Source organism: Nocardia exalbida NBRC 100660, assembly GCF_000308575.1.
Classification (GTDB): domain Bacteria; phylum Actinomycetota; class Actinomycetes; order Mycobacteriales; family Mycobacteriaceae; genus Nocardia; species Nocardia exalbida.
Map to the genome: position 1 here is coordinate 178,552 of NZ_BAFZ01000099.1, position 16,163 is coordinate 194,714.

At 70.2% G+C, this 16,163-nt stretch carries 13 protein-coding genes; 7 read left to right on the forward strand and 6 right to left on the reverse strand.

Annotated features, from left to right (window positions below; all coding sequences use genetic code 11):
* Positions 1-103: 103 nt before the first annotated feature.
* From ON29_RS24065 to ON29_RS24085, 5 genes are all read right to left on the reverse strand, one after another.
* The gene (locus ON29_RS24065) at positions 104-820 is read right to left on the reverse strand and encodes a lytic transglycosylase domain-containing protein (protein ID WP_051175546.1); all 717 of its coding nucleotides are present in this window, start codon (positions 818-820) and stop codon (positions 104-106) included.
* A 90-nt stretch (positions 821-910) separates the two neighbouring features.
* On the reverse strand, positions 911-2,737 hold the full coding sequence (locus tag ON29_RS35005; protein ID WP_051175534.1) for an ABC transporter ATP-binding protein: 1,827 nt from the start codon (positions 2,735-2,737) through the stop codon (positions 911-913).
* Complete coding sequence (locus ON29_RS24075) at positions 2,734-3,555, reverse strand: ABC transporter permease (protein ID WP_040869662.1); 822 nt, start codon at positions 3,553-3,555, stop codon at positions 2,734-2,736. The genes ON29_RS35005 and ON29_RS24075 overlap by 4 nt, the downstream gene beginning before the upstream one ends.
* Positions 3,552-4,493 (reverse strand): ABC transporter permease, encoded by a 942-nt coding sequence (locus tag ON29_RS24080; RefSeq protein ID WP_245549087.1) that lies wholly within the window; start codon positions 4,491-4,493, stop codon positions 3,552-3,554. The genes ON29_RS24075 and ON29_RS24080 overlap by 4 nt, the downstream gene beginning before the upstream one ends.
* Positions 4,478-5,995 carry an ABC transporter substrate-binding protein gene (locus ON29_RS24085; RefSeq protein WP_040869664.1) on the reverse strand — a complete coding sequence of 506 codons (1,518 nt, stop codon included), beginning with the start codon at positions 5,993-5,995 and terminating at the stop codon, positions 4,478-4,480. Before ON29_RS24085 ends, ON29_RS24080 begins: the two co-directional genes overlap by 16 nt.
* 382 nt (positions 5,996-6,377) lie before the next feature.
* On the opposite strand from ON29_RS24085, the gene ON29_RS24090 reads away from it, so the two are divergent.
* The 7 genes from ON29_RS24090 (at position 6,378) to ON29_RS24120 (ending at position 14,865) form a co-directional block, all read left to right on the forward strand.
* Entirely contained in the window at positions 6,378-7,475 is a 1,098-nt protein-coding gene (locus tag ON29_RS24090; RefSeq protein ID WP_040869665.1) for a TauD/TfdA family dioxygenase, read from the forward strand.
* Between the two features lie 19 nt (positions 7,476-7,494).
* Positions 7,495-8,457, forward strand: coding sequence for an ornithine cyclodeaminase (locus ON29_RS24095; protein ID WP_040869666.1), 963 nt, complete (start codon positions 7,495-7,497; stop codon positions 8,455-8,457).
* Positions 8,458-8,551: 94 nt separating this feature from the next.
* Complete coding sequence (locus ON29_RS24100) at positions 8,552-9,856, forward strand: alanine racemase (RefSeq protein WP_051175547.1); 1,305 nt, start codon at positions 8,552-8,554, stop codon at positions 9,854-9,856.
* Between the two features lie 33 nt (positions 9,857-9,889).
* Positions 9,890-10,921, forward strand: coding sequence for a PLP-dependent cysteine synthase family protein (locus tag ON29_RS24105; protein ID WP_040869667.1), 1,032 nt, complete (start codon positions 9,890-9,892; stop codon positions 10,919-10,921).
* Positions 10,922-11,000: 79 nt separating this feature from the next.
* Positions 11,001-12,398: an MATE family efflux transporter gene (locus ON29_RS24110; RefSeq protein ID WP_373283912.1), complete on the forward strand. Its 1,398-nt coding sequence runs from the start codon at positions 11,001-11,003 to the stop codon at positions 12,396-12,398.
* A 261-nt stretch (positions 12,399-12,659) separates the two neighbouring features.
* Positions 12,660-13,748: a glycerol dehydrogenase gene (locus ON29_RS24115; RefSeq protein WP_040869671.1), complete on the forward strand. Its 1,089-nt coding sequence runs from the start codon at positions 12,660-12,662 to the stop codon at positions 13,746-13,748.
* Positions 13,749-13,911: 163 nt separating this feature from the next.
* Positions 13,912-14,865: a phosphodiesterase gene (locus tag ON29_RS24120; RefSeq protein WP_040869673.1), complete on the forward strand. Its 954-nt coding sequence runs from the start codon at positions 13,912-13,914 to the stop codon at positions 14,863-14,865.
* Here the strand turns inward: ON29_RS24120 and ON29_RS24125 are convergent.
* The coding region (locus ON29_RS24125; RefSeq protein ID WP_040869675.1) for a stealth family protein at positions 14,813-16,163 on the reverse strand (1,351 nt) is incomplete at its 5' end. The two genes, ON29_RS24120 and ON29_RS24125, sit on opposite strands and share 53 nt — an antisense overlap.

Genomic DNA, 16,163 nt, shown 5'->3' on the forward strand with positions numbered 1-16,163 from the left:
TCCTTCGGCTGCTGACACGGTTGGTCTCACGGGATGGGCCGTGCGTTGCGAGCCTATCGTCCCGGCAGCGAGGCGGGTAACCGGCACTCCGGGGACCGGAGGATCACACTCGGCGGCCGACGCTGTAACTCGCGGCTCGATCGCGCACCGTCAGCAGGTAGCTGCGCGACTGGTTGTAGGTGAGCAACGCTTGCTGCCAGCCGTGCTCGGAGGTGAGATCGCCGCCGCTCGCGCATAGGTACCTGGCGGCGGTCAGCGCGGCGTCGTCGATGTTCTGCGGATCCGCGGTCGCGTCTCCGTTGGCGTCGACGCCCCAGCGCTTCCAGGTCTCCGGGATGAACTGCAGCGGGCCGACGGCGCGGTCGTGCACCGGATCGCCGTCGAGTGCGCCGCGGTCGGTGTCCTCGACCAGCGCGACGCCGGGCGAGCCGTCCAGCGCGATGCCGATGATCGGCGGGCGTATCGAGCCGTCATCGCCGAGCCGCGCACCGCGATGGGTGCCGTGCCCGCTCTCCACGCTCGCGATGCCCGCCAGCGTCGTCCACGCGATGCCGCAGTCGGGGCGGGCCCTGGTCATCACGGCCGCCGCGTAGCCGTACGCCTCCAGGGCGACCTGCGGGATGCCGAGCCGCCCGGCCTGCTCGCCTGCCCAGCCGCGCAACTGGTCGGCCGTGCGGCCGGGAGCGTCCAGGTCGATCACGGGCAGCGGCGCCCCGGGTCCGGGCGGAATGCCCTCCGGGATCGGGGTGCGGTCGATCCCGCAACCGGCGAGCCCGAGAATCACCACGACGGCGGCCGAGACGCCGGTCTTTCGCAACATCCCTTCCATGATCCAGGTGACGGCTCGTGCCCGCGGGAAGCCGGTGACGGAGTCCACGGCGTGTCGGCCGTGCGCATGACCCGTGGCGGTTCAGACGAGCAACTCGTTGGTCGCGTTGTGCGTCGGCGCGGCGAGAACGGTTCCGGTGTGACCCGATTCGGCGATCCGCCCCTGATCGAGGACCAGCAGGCCGGGACAGTATTCGGCGACCAAGGCCATGTCGTGGGTGATGATCAGCAGGGCGGTGTCGCGTTCGGCCCGGATCCGGTCCAGCAGCGCCATGATCGCGGACGCGGTGGTGTGGTCCAGTGCCGAGGTGATCTCGTCGCACAGCAGCACGGCGGGTTCGGCGGCGAGGGCGCGCGCCAGGGCCACGCGCTGGCGTTGTCCGCCGGACAGCTCGTGCGGGTAGCGGGCGGCCAGATCGGCGGACAGTTCGACCGCGGCGAGCAGTTCGGTGACCCGCCGCGCGAGGTCCCGGCGCGCGACGCGCCCGATCCGCCGCAGCGGACGGCCGAGCGTCTGCGCCACGGTGCGGCGCGGGTTGAGCGCGGAGCGAGGGTTCTGGGTGACCAACTGGATGCCGCCCGCGCCGTAGCGGATTCGCCTGTTCGCGCCCACGACGATCGGGTTCCCGCGCAACTCCAGTGATCCGGTCGCCGAACGGTGCAACCCCGCGATGACGCGCGCCAGAGTGGTCTTGCCCGCGCCCGACGCGCCGACCACCGCGAGCGCCGAACCCGCTTCGAGCGCGAAATCGATGTCGGCGAGCACCTGGTGTCCGTCGATCGAGGCGTTGATCCCCTCGGCGCGCAGCGCGAAATCCGGCGGTCGAGCGTCGGTCGCGACGACAGCGGAGGACGCGTGACCGTTGCTCGCCGGTTCGCATTCGTCCGCCCGCTTCGGCTCGTCGCGTCGAACAGCCACACCGTTGGGCGTCCGACCGGCGGACCGTGACGGAGTGTCCGGCACGGTGCGTTGCTCGCGTCCGCCCGCCGCCGCAGTTCGTGCTGGATCGGGGCCGCCGGGCCGCGACCATCCGCTGTCGGGCACCGGCGCGAGCTCGGCCTGGCCACCGACCGCCATGGCGTCGACCGGATCAGCGGACGTGGCGGTCGACGGGCCGGGTGCGGACCCGGTCACCACACCGGATGTTCTCGCTGCCGAAGCGGTCGCACGAACCGGAGGCACGGATACCTGAGGCACCACACCGAGTTCGACGATGTCGTCGGCGATCGAGTGCACGAGGGCGGTGTCGTGACCGGACAGCAGGATCGCGGTCATCCGCTCGCGGGCGAGTGCCGCGAGCTGTCCGGCGATGTCGGTGCGCAGCGCGCCGTGCAGCCCGGCGAGCGGTTCGTCGAGCACCAGCACTCCGGTGCGGCGGATCAGCGCTCTGGCGAGGGCGACGCGGCGCTGCTGGCCGCCGGAGAGTTCACCGGGACGGCGGCGCAGGTAATCCGACGAGAGGCCGACGAGCGCCAGCGTTTCGGTCAGCGTGGACTCCGACACCTTGGGCGACACCTCACGAAGCAGCGCGCGTACGCGTAACAGCGGGTTCAGCGCGGATCCCGGATCTTGTCCGACGTAGGCGATGTGCCGCCGCCGAAATCGTCGCAGCGCCGCAGGATCGAGCGTGAGCACGTCGTGACCGGCAACCGACGCCGAACCTGTCGCTCGCGCCGAGGCGGAGGGCAGCTGTCCGAGCAGGGCCCGCATCACCGTCGTCTTACCCGAACCGGACGGACCGGTAAGCGCCGTCACCGTTCCCGCCGGTATCCGGAACGTGGTGGGCCCCGCCAAGTTCCGCCCGTCCCGATCGAGCACGGTCAGGTCATCGACCGCGACGAGATCGCCGGTCACCGGTCCGGCATCATCCGCCCGCACCGTCCGGCCGTGCCGCACCGTCACGTTCATTCCCGCTCTCCTCGCCCGAACGCCGAGACCGCCAGGTTCACGCTCACCGCGACGATCGCGATGGCGAGGCTCGGGGCCAGCACGGCCCATGGATTGAGCAGCATGCCGGAGGTGTTCTCGCGCACCATGACCGCCCAGTTGGTCGCACCGAGCGTCGTGGGCAGTTGCAGGAAGGACGCCGTGCTCACGAGATAGACCCCAGCCACGAAACGCAGCCCGAGCTGGGTCGTCGACACTTCGCGCAGATTCGGGATCACCTCCCGGAACACCAGATGCGTCAGCGACTCACCGGCGGCCCGCGCGCTCTCGACGTATCCGGATGCCGCGACCCCGGCAGCGGCGGCGGTGAAGATCCGCGCGCAATAGGGGACGCCGAACAACAGCGCCAGCACGATCAGGCCCCAGGTGCCTGCGTCGGGCCACGAGGTCAGCACGAGCAGGATCCCCAGCACCGCGGGCAGCAGGATGAACAGGTCGGTGCCCAGTTCGATCCACTCGCCGATCCGCGGGCGCAGCGCCGCGACCGCGCCGAGGACACACGACACCCCGGTCACCGTCACCGCGATGACGGCGGCCACCAGCAGCAATCCCCAACCGCCGTACAGCAGTTGGCTGAGCACGTCGCGGCCCAGCCGGTCGGTGCCCAGCGGCGCGCCGGCGCCGGGATCGCCGAACGGGATGCCGATCGCTTGCTCCGCCGGGTGCGGCGCCAGCGTCGGGCCCAGCGCCGCCAGCAGGGTGACCAGCAGCGCGGGCGCGACTGTCAGACGGCCGAGCCGTCGCCGCGCCGGACTCGCGATCTCGGAGGATGGCTTCATCGCCGCCCCCGCGACGACCAGCCGCGGATGCCGTCGGCGGCGGCCAGCATGATCATGATGATCACCCCGGACAGCGCGACCACCGCGGCGACCACCGAGGTGTCCCGATCGGCCACCGAGCCGGCCAGGACCGCACCGAGACCGGGGTAGTTGAAGACGGTCTCCACCACCAGTGCCCCGCCGAGCAGCATCCCCACCGTGGTGGCGAAGCTGGCGACGATGGTCGGCAGCGCGAACGGCAGCACATGCCGAACCAGCACCGTGCGGCTCGAAATACCGTCCAGCACCGCGCTTTCCACATGCGGCGCCGACGCGGCGTCGGCCAGGGCGGCACGCACCACCCTGGTGTTCCACCCGGCCTGGGGCAGCGCGAGCGCCAGCACCGGCAGCACCAGCATCTCGGGCCCGGCGGGCATCCCGGAACGGCCGGTGATGGTGACCGCGGGCAGCCACCCGAGCGCCAGCGCGAACACCAGGATCAGCAGCGTGGAGATCACGAACTCGGGAACCGCCACGGCGGTGGTCGTCGTCGGCTGCAACACGCGCGCGGCCACGCTACCCGGACGCGTCGCCCACCACGCGCCGAGCGCGAGCGACGCGAGCACGGTCACCGCGAGGGCGAGCCCACCGAGCAGCAGCGTCGGCGGGAACTTGTCGACGAGCAGGTCGTTGACCGGCCGTCCGCGCGCCGTTCGCCCGAAATCACCGGTCACGACGCCGGATATCCAATACCAGAACCGCACCGCCAGGGGGCGGTCCAGTCCGAGTTCGTGTTCTTTGGCCGCGATCTGTTCCGGCGTGGCCTCCCGGCCGAGGACGGCGCGGGCAGTGTTGCCCGGCAGCAGGTCCACGGCGACGAAGACGCAGGCCAGCAGCGTCACCAGCAGGATGACGCGCCGGAGCAGGAGTCGCGCGAAGGAGATCACCCGGCCAGCCAAGCCCTTTCCAATTGGACGCGGGCGAAGCCGCCGAGCGTCGGCAGGTCGCGCACCCGGGAAGCGGCGATGTCGATACCGTCGGCCATGCCCCAGACCAGGTATCCGCCGCGCTCGTACTGGATGCGCTGTAGTTCCTCTGCGGCCTGCTGATATTCCTCGTCGCTGTGCGCGCCGAGCGCTTTCGCCGTGGCCGCGTCGAACGCCGCGTCCTTGAAGGCGGTCTCGTTGCGATTCGATCCGCCCGCCAGCAACTTGCTCGCGAAGAAGAGCGTGGAATCGTTCGTGCCCCAGGAGATCGTGTACAGCGGCGCCTTCAGCCAGGTCTGGTCGTAGAAGGCGTTCGGCTCCTGGGTGACCACGTCCAGCCGCACACCGATCTCGGCGAGCTGGGTGGCGATCACCTTCGCCGACTCGACTTCACCAGGCGCCTCGGCCTTGGTGACGAACGGATAGCCACGCCCGGTGTCGAAATTCGCTTCGCGCAGCAGCGCCTTCGCGCGGTCCACGTCGCGGGTGCGCTGGGCGAGGGAGGTGTCGTAGAGCGGGTCGCCGGTGCCGAGAACGTCGTTGGCCACTGTTCCGTATCCGGAGTGCACTTGGTTGACCAGAGCTTCGCGGTCGACGCCGAGCCGCAGGGCGGTGCGCACCCGCGGATCGGCGAACGGCCCGTCGGAGGTGCGCATGGCGACGCCGACCACCGTATCGTTCGCGCGGCGCACGACTGTCAGGTCACCGCGGCCCTCGGCGGTGCGTCCCGCGATGGCGCCGACGTTCGAGGCGAGGTCGATCTGCCCGCCGAGCACCGCGTTGCCCAGCGCGGTCACGCTTTCGAACATGGTGACCTCGATGGCGTCCAGCGGCGGCGGCCCGCCGTGCCACTGCTCGTTGCGCACCAACCGGGCGTTGCCGCCCTGATAGGACTCCAGCCGGAACGGTCCGCTGCCGACCGCCTCGGTGAAATCGGTGCTGTCCTTCTTCACCGTGAAGGTCATCAGCCGGACCAGCAGCGGCAGTTGGTTATTCGGCTCGGGCACCGCGAGGATCACGCGGTTCGGCCCGTCGGCGGTGATGTCCTCCACGGCCACCGGCATTTTCGACGCGCCACCGACCGTGCGCAGCCTGCGCAGCGACCACACGACATCCTCGGACGTCACCGGTGATCCGTCGTGGAAGGTCGCGTTCTCGGCGAGGGTGAAACTCCAGCGCCGCCGATCGGCGTCCGGCTCCCAGCGAGTGGCCAAGCGCGGCACGACATTCGGGTTATCGCCCGGCACGGTGAGGGCGTCGTACACCAGGGAGGCGATCAGGAAGTCGCTGTCGTTGCTGAGGTTGGCGTGTGGGTCGCGTTCGATGCGAGCGGCGGTGCCGAGCGCGCCCACCCGCAGCGTGCCGCCGCGCCGCGCGGGGCCGGACGAGTCCGCGCCGTCGGAACAGGCGGCTACCAGCAACACCGCCCCCGCCCCGAGACTCGACCGCAGCAGTTGCCGTCGATTCAAAACCATTGCGCTGCCCTCATTCCTGAACCGAACCCACCTCGGTACCGCCCACCCAGTGTATTGATCAGGACAGGCTAGCCTAATGGATTGCGCGACTCGCCGATTCCGGCACCGAAACGGCAGCGCAAGGGCGTACCGCCCGCAAACTCCCGAATCGGGCGCGAGCGCACCCGCCGACCGTGGGCCCGGACCGAAGCGTGGTCATACGATCCGGCTATTTTTTCGCCGACTCGCTTAGGTAAGCCTTGCTTCACTAACCCGGAAGGGATACCTTCGCATACAGAACGTGACCCCTGCTTTTCGAACCGATGCGAAGAAGGGACTCTTGGTGAAAAGCGTTCTCTCCGAACGTAAGACGCTTCACCCACAAGACCTCGAACGACGTGAGATGTCCGCGCAGGCGGGCCGGGCGGTGCGGGAGCTCGCCAGAGCGATATCCGCCACACTCGATCACGCGCTCACCGATCCGGCCACCGCCGCGCGCACCCTCACGGACCCGGCGATCATCGAACGGATCGATGCGGCCGCCGCGGAACTCCCGACCGAGGTGCGCGATGCCATGCGCCCGCCGGCCACCGCGGCAGGCGCCGCGATCGTAGGACGTCTTCCGCTGGCGGACAACGAATTCGGGCCCACTCCGCCGAGCTGGCGCGAGGCGGCGAGCTGGAGCGGCGACCCGGTGCGCCGTGCGCGTTCGTTCGAACTCGACCTGGTCATGCTCTTGCTCGCGCGCAGTACGGGTGAGCCGTTCGGCTGGCAGGGGCAGCAGGGCGGACGGTTGGTCAACAACATCGTTCCCGCGGCTGGTCACGAACACGAACAGTCCGGCGCCAGTAGCGAAGTGCTACTGAGCCCGCACACCGAGGACGCCTTCCATCCGCAACGCGCCCACTTACTGATGCTCGGTTGCCTGCGTAACCCGGACCTGGTTGGCACCACCGTGTCGTCGGTGCGCCGGATCGAACTCACCACTGAGCAGCGCGCGTTGCTCAGCACTCCCGCCCTGCCGATCCTGCCGGACGTCTCCTACGGCGATGGATACGGAAACTACTCTGCCGCAGCCGTTCCGACGCTGTGGAGCGCTGCCGGGCCCGACCGTCAGACGCTGCGCTACGACCCCGCATACACTCCGCTCGCCGAGGCGGACGCCGAATTCCGCGCAGCCTACGAACAACTCGCCGCCGAACTCGAACGTGTCTGCGTGACCGCCACGCTGTCCCCCGGTGAGTTGTTGTTGGTGGACAACGATGTCGCCGTGCACGGCCGGGTACCGTTCACCGCGCGATACGACGGCACCGACCGCTGGCTCAAGCGAGTGAACATCCGGCTTCCGGAACGACAGCGGCGGGCCGAGGAAGCCGACGAGAATGGCTACGGGCAACAAATCGTGGCCCCGTTCCGGACAGCGGACACCCCGCCGGCCGCGAGCGGCACTCATGAGCGGGATGCAGTACGACATGATCGAGGACCCCTTGAGCACGCGTGACCGAAGCACACCCTTGCGGGTGTTGAGCCGCAGCGACCTCGCCGACGTGCCGATCACACCGGCCGCGGTGGTGCGCGCGGTGGAGGAGGCGTACCTCGCCTTCGCGGCGGGCGATTCGGACAACCCGCGCAAACTCAGCGTCGCGAACCCGGACGGCTGGTCGGTCGCCTACGCCATGCTCGGCCGGGACGGCCGCAGGCGCGTGGTGGCGATGAAGACCTCCTACAAGTTCGACCCCGGCCACGATCGCAGCACCAAGCGGTACTACACGACCATCACGCTCTACGACGACAGCACCGGTGCGCCGATCGCGATGATGGACTGCGCCCGGGTCGGCGCGTTGCGCACGCCCGCGGTGTCGGCGCTGCTGGTGCGCGAGACGATCCGGCGCGGCGCGGAGAGCGTGCTGCTGATCGGTACCGGCACCCAGGGCCGCAACGCCCTGCCGCATCTGCTCGCCGCCAACCCGCAGCTGCGCAAACTTATGGTCTACGGCACCCACCCGGAGGGGCTGGAAGCCGTGCACCGCGGACTCGCCGAGCATCATCCGCACGCCCTGCTCGAGACCGTGACCGATCCCCGCGCAGCGGCGGCCACGGCCGATGTCGTGCTGGCCACCGCGGGCCCGGCCACCGAGGTGGCGCTCGAATCCGAGGATCTGGCGCCCGGTTCGGTGGCGGTGCTGGTCGGCTACGGACTCGCGCCCTCGACGCTGGCGGAGGCCGATCGCGTGATCGCGACCAGCGCCGAGCAGATGGCGCTGACCGGCACCGACATGGCAGGGCCGGACGGCACGCTGCGCGCGGTGGACGCCGAGCTGCCGCAGATCCTGAATCGCCGTGCGGTGGCGCGCCGCTCGGACGACGAACGCGTCTTCGTCTACAACAGCGGACTGGTGCTGACCGACATCGCGGTGGCCCACGCGCTGGCCGAGCGGGCGATCGCGGAGGGCCGGGGTACGGAGGTGCCGCTGTGGGACTAGCGCACGGAGGTACGCGGTGGGACTAGAACAGTCGAGTATCGCCGTGGAGCCGGGGGCCGACGCGAACGCGCACGAGTCGATCAGCGCGTCACCGATGCCCGCGCATCTCGACCCGTGGGAGCGCCGCCTGCTCGCCGATCCGAACCTGCTCGGTGACTTGTCTTTCGCGATGGGCGGCCCGTTCCATGTGATGTATCCGGCACGGGTCGGCCACAACATCCGGGCCTTCCGCGCCGCTTTCACCCGCGCCGGAGTGCACGGCACGATCTACTACGGCAAGAAGGCGAACAAGGCCGCTTGTGTGGCGCGGGCGTGCGCGGAACACGGCGCGGGCGTCGACGTCGCCAGCGTCGGCGAGCTGACCGCCGCGCTGGCGCAGGGCGTGCGCGGCCCCGAGCTCATGGTGACCGGCCCGGCCAAGGCGGACGACCTGCTGTGGCTGGCCGCCCGGCACGGTTCGCTGATCGCCGTGGACGACCTCGGCGAACTCGAGCGGCTCGCCGCGCTCACGTCTGCCGGGGAGCCCGCGCGCGTGCTGCTGCGCGTGCTGCCCGCCGCCTCGGCCAGCCGATTCGGCATGACATCCGGCGAAATCGAGGACGCGCTGGCGCTGTGCGGCGCTCGCGCACCGATCCGGCTGGAAGGCTTCAGTTTTCACCTGTCCGGCTACGACGCGGTCGCGCGGGCGGAATTGGCGGGCGAGCTGATCGCCCGCTGCCTGCACGCGCGCACACTGGGGCATCCGGCCACTACCGTGTCGATCGGCGGTGGCTTCGGCGTCGACTACGTTCCGGCGGACGCCGCCCTGGAGTTCACCGCGGGGATGGGCAGGCAGTGGTTCCACTCCGGGAAGTCCTTCGATTCGTACTATCCGTACCACTTTCCGGTGCCCGGCGCGGCCATGCTCACCCAAATCCTCGAGCACGACGATCTCGCCGGGCGATTGCGCGACAACGCCGTGCGCCTGGCGATCGAACCGGGCCGCGCGCTGCTCGCGCACGCGGGCTGCACCGTCTTCCGCGTCCAGGGCGGCAAGACCAGGCACGCGCACGGCAAGCCCTACCGGTTGCTCACCGTCGATGGCACCAGCCTCAGCCTCTCGGAGCAATGGTTCGACAGCGAGTACCTGCCCGATCCGGTGCTGTGGCCCGCGCGCCCCGGCGCCGTGACGCCGACGTGCGTAGGTGCGGCCAGCTGTCTGGATTCCGACATGCTGAGCTGGCGCCGGGTGCCGCTGCCGCGGCCCGCCGAGGTCGGCGACCTGCTGATCTACCCGAATACCGCGGGCTATCAAATGGATTCGAACGAGTCCGCCTTCCACGAACTGCCCATCCCACCGAAAGTCGTGCTGCACGACGCGCCCGGCGAACGCTTCCGCTGGACCCGCGACGGTAGCTGACCCCGACTTCCCGACCCGAACCAGGAGACATCAATGCCGCTCGTCACGCGCGTGACGGATCTGATCGGTCGCACGCCGCTGTTCGAGCTCGCGGCCACCGCGACGGGCACCCGCCTGCTGCTCAAACTCGAGCAGTTCAACCCGACCGGCGCGGCCAAGATCAGAATGGCGCGCGAAATGGTGCTCGATGCCGAGCGTCGCGGTTTGCTGCGCAGTGGTGGACATATCATCGAGTCCACGTCCGGCAACACCGGGCTCGGCCTGGCGGTAGTCGCCGCCGAACGTGGGTATCGCTTCACCGCAGTGGTCGACCATCACGCATGTAAGGACAAACTGCGCGCGATGCGGGCAATGGGCGCGGAACTCGTGTACGTCGCCGACGAGGGCGACGACAATCTCGCCACCTCGGCACGGGAGGACCTGGCCGAGGCGATGGCGGCCGAGCGCCCCGACGCGTTCTTCACCGAGCAGCACAACAACGACGCCAACGCGGTGGGCTACTACCCGGTGGCGGAGGAATTGCTCGAGGACGTCGAGCGGGTCGACATCCTGCTGTCCGCGGTAGGAACCGGAGGTTCGCTGTTCGGCACCGCGACCCGGCTGCGCCAGCTCGGCTGCCCGCCCTACGTGATCGGCGTCGAGCCGGTCGGTTCGATCGCCTTCGGCGGGCCCGGCGGCCCGTACTGGCAGTCGGGCACCGGCACCCCGCCGGGCGCCACCATCGGCACCGCCGTCGACTATTCGCTGCTGGACGAGGGCGTGAAGGTCTCCGACGTGGCGGCCTTCGCGACCGCCAGGGCGGTGGCGGCCGAGCTCGGCCTGATGATCGGCGGGTCGGCGGGCGGTTCGGTGCACGCCGGGCTGACCCGGCTCGAGGAGTTCCCGCCGGGCTCGACCGTGGTCACCATCGTCTGCGACGGCGGGGAGAAGTACCTGGACACGGTGTTCGACGACGACTGGATGAACGATCGCGACCTGCTCGACGCCGAGGCCGAACGCGAGGTCGCGGAACTGCTGCGGCGCTACACGCCCGCTGCCAGGAACACGCTGGTGCAAGCGCGGTGAGGTCCGATCGCTCGTACCGCATGACGTTGCGCCCGCGCGGGACCGCGCTCCCGCCTTCTGCGAAGGAGAACCGGTGATCGTGACGAGTTTCCGAGGCGACGGCGGGCGGCTCACCGCGCTCGCGACGCCGATCGCGCTGACCCAGCTGGCCCAGATCGCGGTGTCCACCACCAACATCGCGCTGATGGGCACGCTCGGCGTGCGGCAGGTGGCCGCGGGCGGCCTGGCGATCGTGCTGTTCAACCAGATCCGCACCATGTGCGTCGGTTTGATCACCGGCAGCGGCAACCAGATCGCCACCGCCGTGAGCGCGGCAGGCAAGCGCGGCGACTCGCCGGATCCGGAGATCCGCGACCTGCTGCGCTCGAGCTTCGCGATCGCCACGGTCGCGGGCCTGCTCGGCGGCGCGGTGCTGATCGGGCTGGGCTGGGTGCTGCCGTGGCTCGGGCAGGACCCGGGCGTGCTCGCCGATGCCCGTCCCCTGCTGGTGGCGCTCGCACCGGGCCTGCTGCCCTGCCTGTGGTTCCAGGTGCTGCGCCAATACACGGTCGGCATGCAGCGCCCGCAGGCGCTGTTGCTGGTGACGCTCGGCTCGGTGGCGCTGAACCTGCTGCTGGCCCTCGGCTTCATCCACGGCAAGGGCGGGCTGCCCGAGCTCGGGCTGACCGGTATCGGCGTCGCGACCTCGCTCGTCTTCCTGATCACCTTCGGCGTGTTCTGGGCGATGGTGTGGCGGGACGAGGAACTCGGCCGCACCCTGCCCGTGACGCCGTTGCCGGTGCGGCCGAGCACCGTGCGCGCCGAGCTGAAACTGGGCACGCCGATCGCGTTGACCTACGGCTCCGAGGCGGGCATGTTCTCGGTGCTCGCCCTCGTCATGGGCAGCATCGGCCCCGCGGCGCTGGCCGCCCACAACGTCGTCTACCAGATCATCTACATCGTCTTCCAAGTCGCGATCGGCCTGTCGCACGGTGCGTCGATTCTGGTCAGCCATGCGGTCGCGCGCGACGAGCACGCGCACGCACGCGCGCTGGCGTGGCTCGCGCTGCGGCACGCCGCGGTGATCGCGGCGGTGACGGGCGCGGTGTACGTGGTCGCCCCCGATCTGGTGCTGCGCCCCTTCCTCGATTCCTCGGACGCCGACACCATCCGGGTCGCGCACACCCTGCTGCTGATCGGCATCGTGCTCCAGTTCTTCGACGCCGCCCAGAACATCGGCAACGGTTTGCTGCGCGGACTGAAGGCGACCAACGCGGGCTTCCGGCTCTCGCTGATCGGCTACTGGGGCGTCGGCCTGCCCGTCGCCCTGCTGCTGGCCTACCCCGCGGGTCTCGGCGCGGCGGGCGTCTGGTGGGGCCTCACCGCAGGCCTGGCCACCACCGCCGTCCTCATGCTGCGCCGCTACTTCGCCTTGCTCGGCGAGCGGGAGCGCGACCGACCCCGCCTGCTCCCGGAAACCCTCACCACGCCGAGTTGATCCGGCCGCGAGCGCTCCTTACGACTCGAGGAAGGGGCGCTCGCGATCGCCTGCTCCCGAGAGCGCGGGAATGCGTTCCGGCACTGGCAGTCCCGGAGGGCCGCGGTTCCTGCCGGAAGCGCGCCGAGCAGTGACGCGCCGTCCGAACGAGGGGCCGGCAAGTTCGGCCGACCACGGCCACGGGAGCGGGACCCTCGCGTAACGTTGAATCGTCGTCGGTCGGTCCGGGATGACGTGCGGCCCGGAATCGGGAGGTGCCAGGTGCTGAGTGTGTTCTCCTCGCCGGGACATTATGTGCAGGGCCGGGATGCCACCGCCGCGCTCGGCGCGGAGATGACGCGGCTCGGGATCGGCGGTCCGGTGCTGATCGTGGCCGGATCGAGCGCCTTCCGGCTGCTCGCCGACACCTGGGAACGCTCGCTGACCGACGCGAAGATCGCCTATTCCATCCATCTGTCCGGCGGGGAATGCAGCAGAGCGGAGATCGCGCGGATCGCCCACGCCGTCGAACAGTCCGGTAGCACGGTGGTCCTCGGCGCGGGCGGCGGCAAGGTGCTCGACGCGGCGCGCGCGGTCGCCGACGATCTCGACCTGCCGATGATCAGCTGCCCCAGCACCGCCTCCAGCGACGCGCCGTGCAGCGCGCTGTCGGTGATCTACACCGATGCGGGCGAGTTCGAGGCGTATCAGCTGGTCCGGCGGAATCCGGCACTCGTGCTGGTGGACACCTCGGTGGTCGCGCAGGCCCCCGCCCGGCTGCTCGCCGCGGGGATGGGTGACGCCCTGGCCACCTGGTTCGAGGCGCGCACATGCAGCGCCGCCCAGGTGCGCAATATGCGCGGCGGGGCCTCCACGCGCAGCGCCACCGCCTTGGCCGAACTCTGCTACCGCACCCTGCTCGCCGACGGAGCGCAGGCGCTGACCGCAGTCCGCGCGCGCAGCGTCACACCGGCGCTGGAGCGCGTCGTCGAGGCCAACACGCTGCTGTCCGGGCTCGGCTTCGAATCGTCGGGACTGGCCGCGGCGCACGCCGTGCACAACGGTCTCACCGCCGCCGCGCGGACGCGCCCGTTCCTGCACGGCGAGAAGGTGGCCTTCGGCACCGTCACCCAGCTCGTGCTGGAGGGCGCGCCCGCGTCCGAGATCGGCACGGTGCTCGACTTCTGCGCCGAGGTGGGCTTGCCGACCACGCTCGCCGCACTCGGCCTGCCCGACGCCGACGACGAGACACTGTGGGCCATCGCGAAGCGGGCGACCGCCGCGGGCGAGACCATCCACAACGAACCCTTCACGGTGGATGCCGCGATGGTGGTGGACGCCCTGCGCACCGCCGACGCGCTCGGCCGGTGACCAATCCCACACCGGTCGTTGTTTCCCCAGCGTTCGACACCGAAAACTCACCTTCCCGCAAGCGTGTCTTCATCAAACGTCGGGAAACCTGTCCGTAACCGACGCTATCGTTGCGACGGAGCCAAGCCAATGGCGGGCAAACCGCCAGGAGGAGTTCGGTCCGGTGTCCATCACCAGAGTCGCGGAGTATCCGCGTCCGGATCACGTGTTGTTCCACTTCAGCGACACACATCTCATCGCGGGTGACGACCCCTTGTACGGCGATGTCGACGCCGACCAGCGGTTACGGCAACTGCTCGAGCAGGCCGCGGCCAGCCGGATCCGACCGACCGCGATCGTGTTCACCGGCGACCTCACCGATCGGGGCGAGCCCGCCGCGTACGCCAAGCTGAAGTCGATCGTCGAGCCGTTCGCTAGAAGTTTGCAAGCGCCCCTTGTATGGGTGACCGGCAACCACGACGACCGCGCCGCCCTGCGCGCCCGCCTGCTCGGCGAGTACCCCACGGCTTCCCCGCTGGATCGAGTGCACCTGATCGATGGGCTGCGCGTCATCGCCCTGGACACCTCGGTCCCCGGGCACCACCACGGCGAGATCTCCGACGGCCAGCTGGAGTGGCTGCGCTCGGTGCTGGCCGAGCCCGCTCCCTTCGGCACCATCCTGGCCATGCACCACCCGCCGGTGCCGTGCGTGGTCGACCTCGCCGTCACCGTGGAACTGCGCGATCAGCGCAGACTGGCCGACGTGCTGGACGGCAGCGACGTGCGCGCCATCCTCGGAGGACACCTGCACTTCTCCACCAGCGCGACCTTCGCGGGCATCCCGGTCTCGGTGGCGTCGGCCACCTGCTACAGCCAGGATCTCGGTGTGGCGCAGGGCGGCCTGCGCGGCCGGGACGGCGCGCAGGCCTTCAACTACGTGCACATCTACCCGGACACCGTGGTGCACTCGGTGGTGCCGATCGAACGCGGCAGCACGGTCGGCGTTCCCGCGACGCCGGAGGAGGCGCAGCGGCGGCTGGCGGAGGAGGGCATCGTGATCCCGCCCGCCGGGCGCATCCCGCACGTCATGCGGCGCCCTGCGTCGACTCCGGAAGCGGATGACGAGGCGGTGTGCTGAACCGCTCCCACGGCGCGGGCTCCGGGTAGTACGCGGCGAGGAACTCCGAGACGATCCGCACCCGCTCCGACTCGGCGACCTCGGGGAAACTGCCGTCGTTGAGGCAGAAGAAGTCGATGTCGCGCCTGCGCGCCAGCCCGTCGAGCAAGGTCAGTCCGCTGTAGCTGGTGGTGTCGACGTAGCGCACCTTCGCCGCCTCCTGCGGCACCGCTCGCCCGGTCAGCATGGCGTAGTAGTGGTACAGCGAATTGGTGACCGAGATGTCGGTGGCCGCCCGGAACCGGCTCGCGCTGGTGCGCGCGAAGTCCCCGGCGAATTCCTCTTCCATCTCCAGCAGCACGCTGCGCCGCAACGGCACCGGCGTGTGCTCCAGGTGCCGGGTGATGACATGACCGAAGCGATCGGCCAGCAGCGCCCGGTTCACCCGCGCGGCGTTCTCGAAACCGCTGCGCCGCTCGTCGCTGTGCCCCGGACCGATTCTGAGGTCCGCTTCGATGAACCGGCTCACGCCGCCCGGCGTGAAGAACATCGACGGACGCACCGGCCGCGCGAAGAACATGTCGTCGTTGGAGTACAGGAAGTGCTCGCTGAGCCCGTCGATGTGCTGCAACTGGCATTCCACCGCGTGCGAGTTGTACACCGGCAAACCGCTGACGTCGCGGAAGTGGTCCACCGCCCGCACCACGGTCACCTTCGGGTGCGCGGTCAGCCAGCGCGGCGGCGTGGAGTCGGTCGCGATGAAGATCCTGCGGATCCACGGCGCGTTCTTGTGCACCGACCGCAGTGCGTACTTCAACTCGTCGATCTGCCGGATCCTGGCGTCCGCGTCGTCTCCCTCGCCGACCACGACCTGGGCGAGCATCCCGGCCCGGCGGGCCCGGAATTCCGGATCGGAGCCGTCCACCCAGGAGAACACCAGGTCGATGTCGAAACCGACGTCGTCGGTCTGCGGCGCGAACATGTCCACCAGGGTGGGCCAGGTCCGGTCGAACAGCCGCACCTGCGTGCGCTGGACGTCGGCGAGGTCGAAGACCGTCCGGGTGAGCGCGTTCGGGCGCGGACAGGTCACCGTGTCACCGTGGTACTCCCACAGTTCCAGTTCGACGTGATGCGCCGGATCATGGTCGCGCCCCAGCCGGAAGACGTTGGGCTGCACCTCGACGCAGGTGAATCCGGCCGAGATCGCCGCGGCGGTCACCCGGCGCACCATCAGGCGGTGCGCCGCGTCCGCCGCGAGCACGAGCCGGTGCTCGCCGTCGCGGACGAGCAGAAACGGCACCTCGGCGGCCGCCAGTTCC

Coding starts and splice junctions, on each gene's coding strand:
- ON29_RS24100 (WP_051175547.1), top strand. CDS start 8,552: ATGCCCGCGCATCTCGACCCGTGGGAGCGCCGCCTGCTCGCCGATCCG.
- ON29_RS35005 (WP_051175534.1), bottom strand. CDS start 2,737: ATGAACGTGACGGTGCGGCACGGCCGGACGGTGCGGGCGGATGATGCC.
- ON29_RS24075 (WP_040869662.1), bottom strand. CDS start 3,555: ATGAAGCCATCCTCCGAGATCGCGAGTCCGGCGCGGCGACGGCTCGGC.
- ON29_RS24090 (WP_040869665.1), top strand. CDS start 6,378: ATGTCCGCGCAGGCGGGCCGGGCGGTGCGGGAGCTCGCCAGAGCGATA.
- ON29_RS24065 (WP_051175546.1), bottom strand. CDS start 820: ATGTTGCGAAAGACCGGCGTCTCGGCCGCCGTCGTGGTGATTCTCGGG.
- ON29_RS24085 (WP_040869664.1), bottom strand. CDS start 5,995: ATGGTTTTGAATCGACGGCAACTGCTGCGGTCGAGTCTCGGGGCGGGG.
- ON29_RS24105 (WP_040869667.1), top strand. CDS start 9,890: ATGCCGCTCGTCACGCGCGTGACGGATCTGATCGGTCGCACGCCGCTG.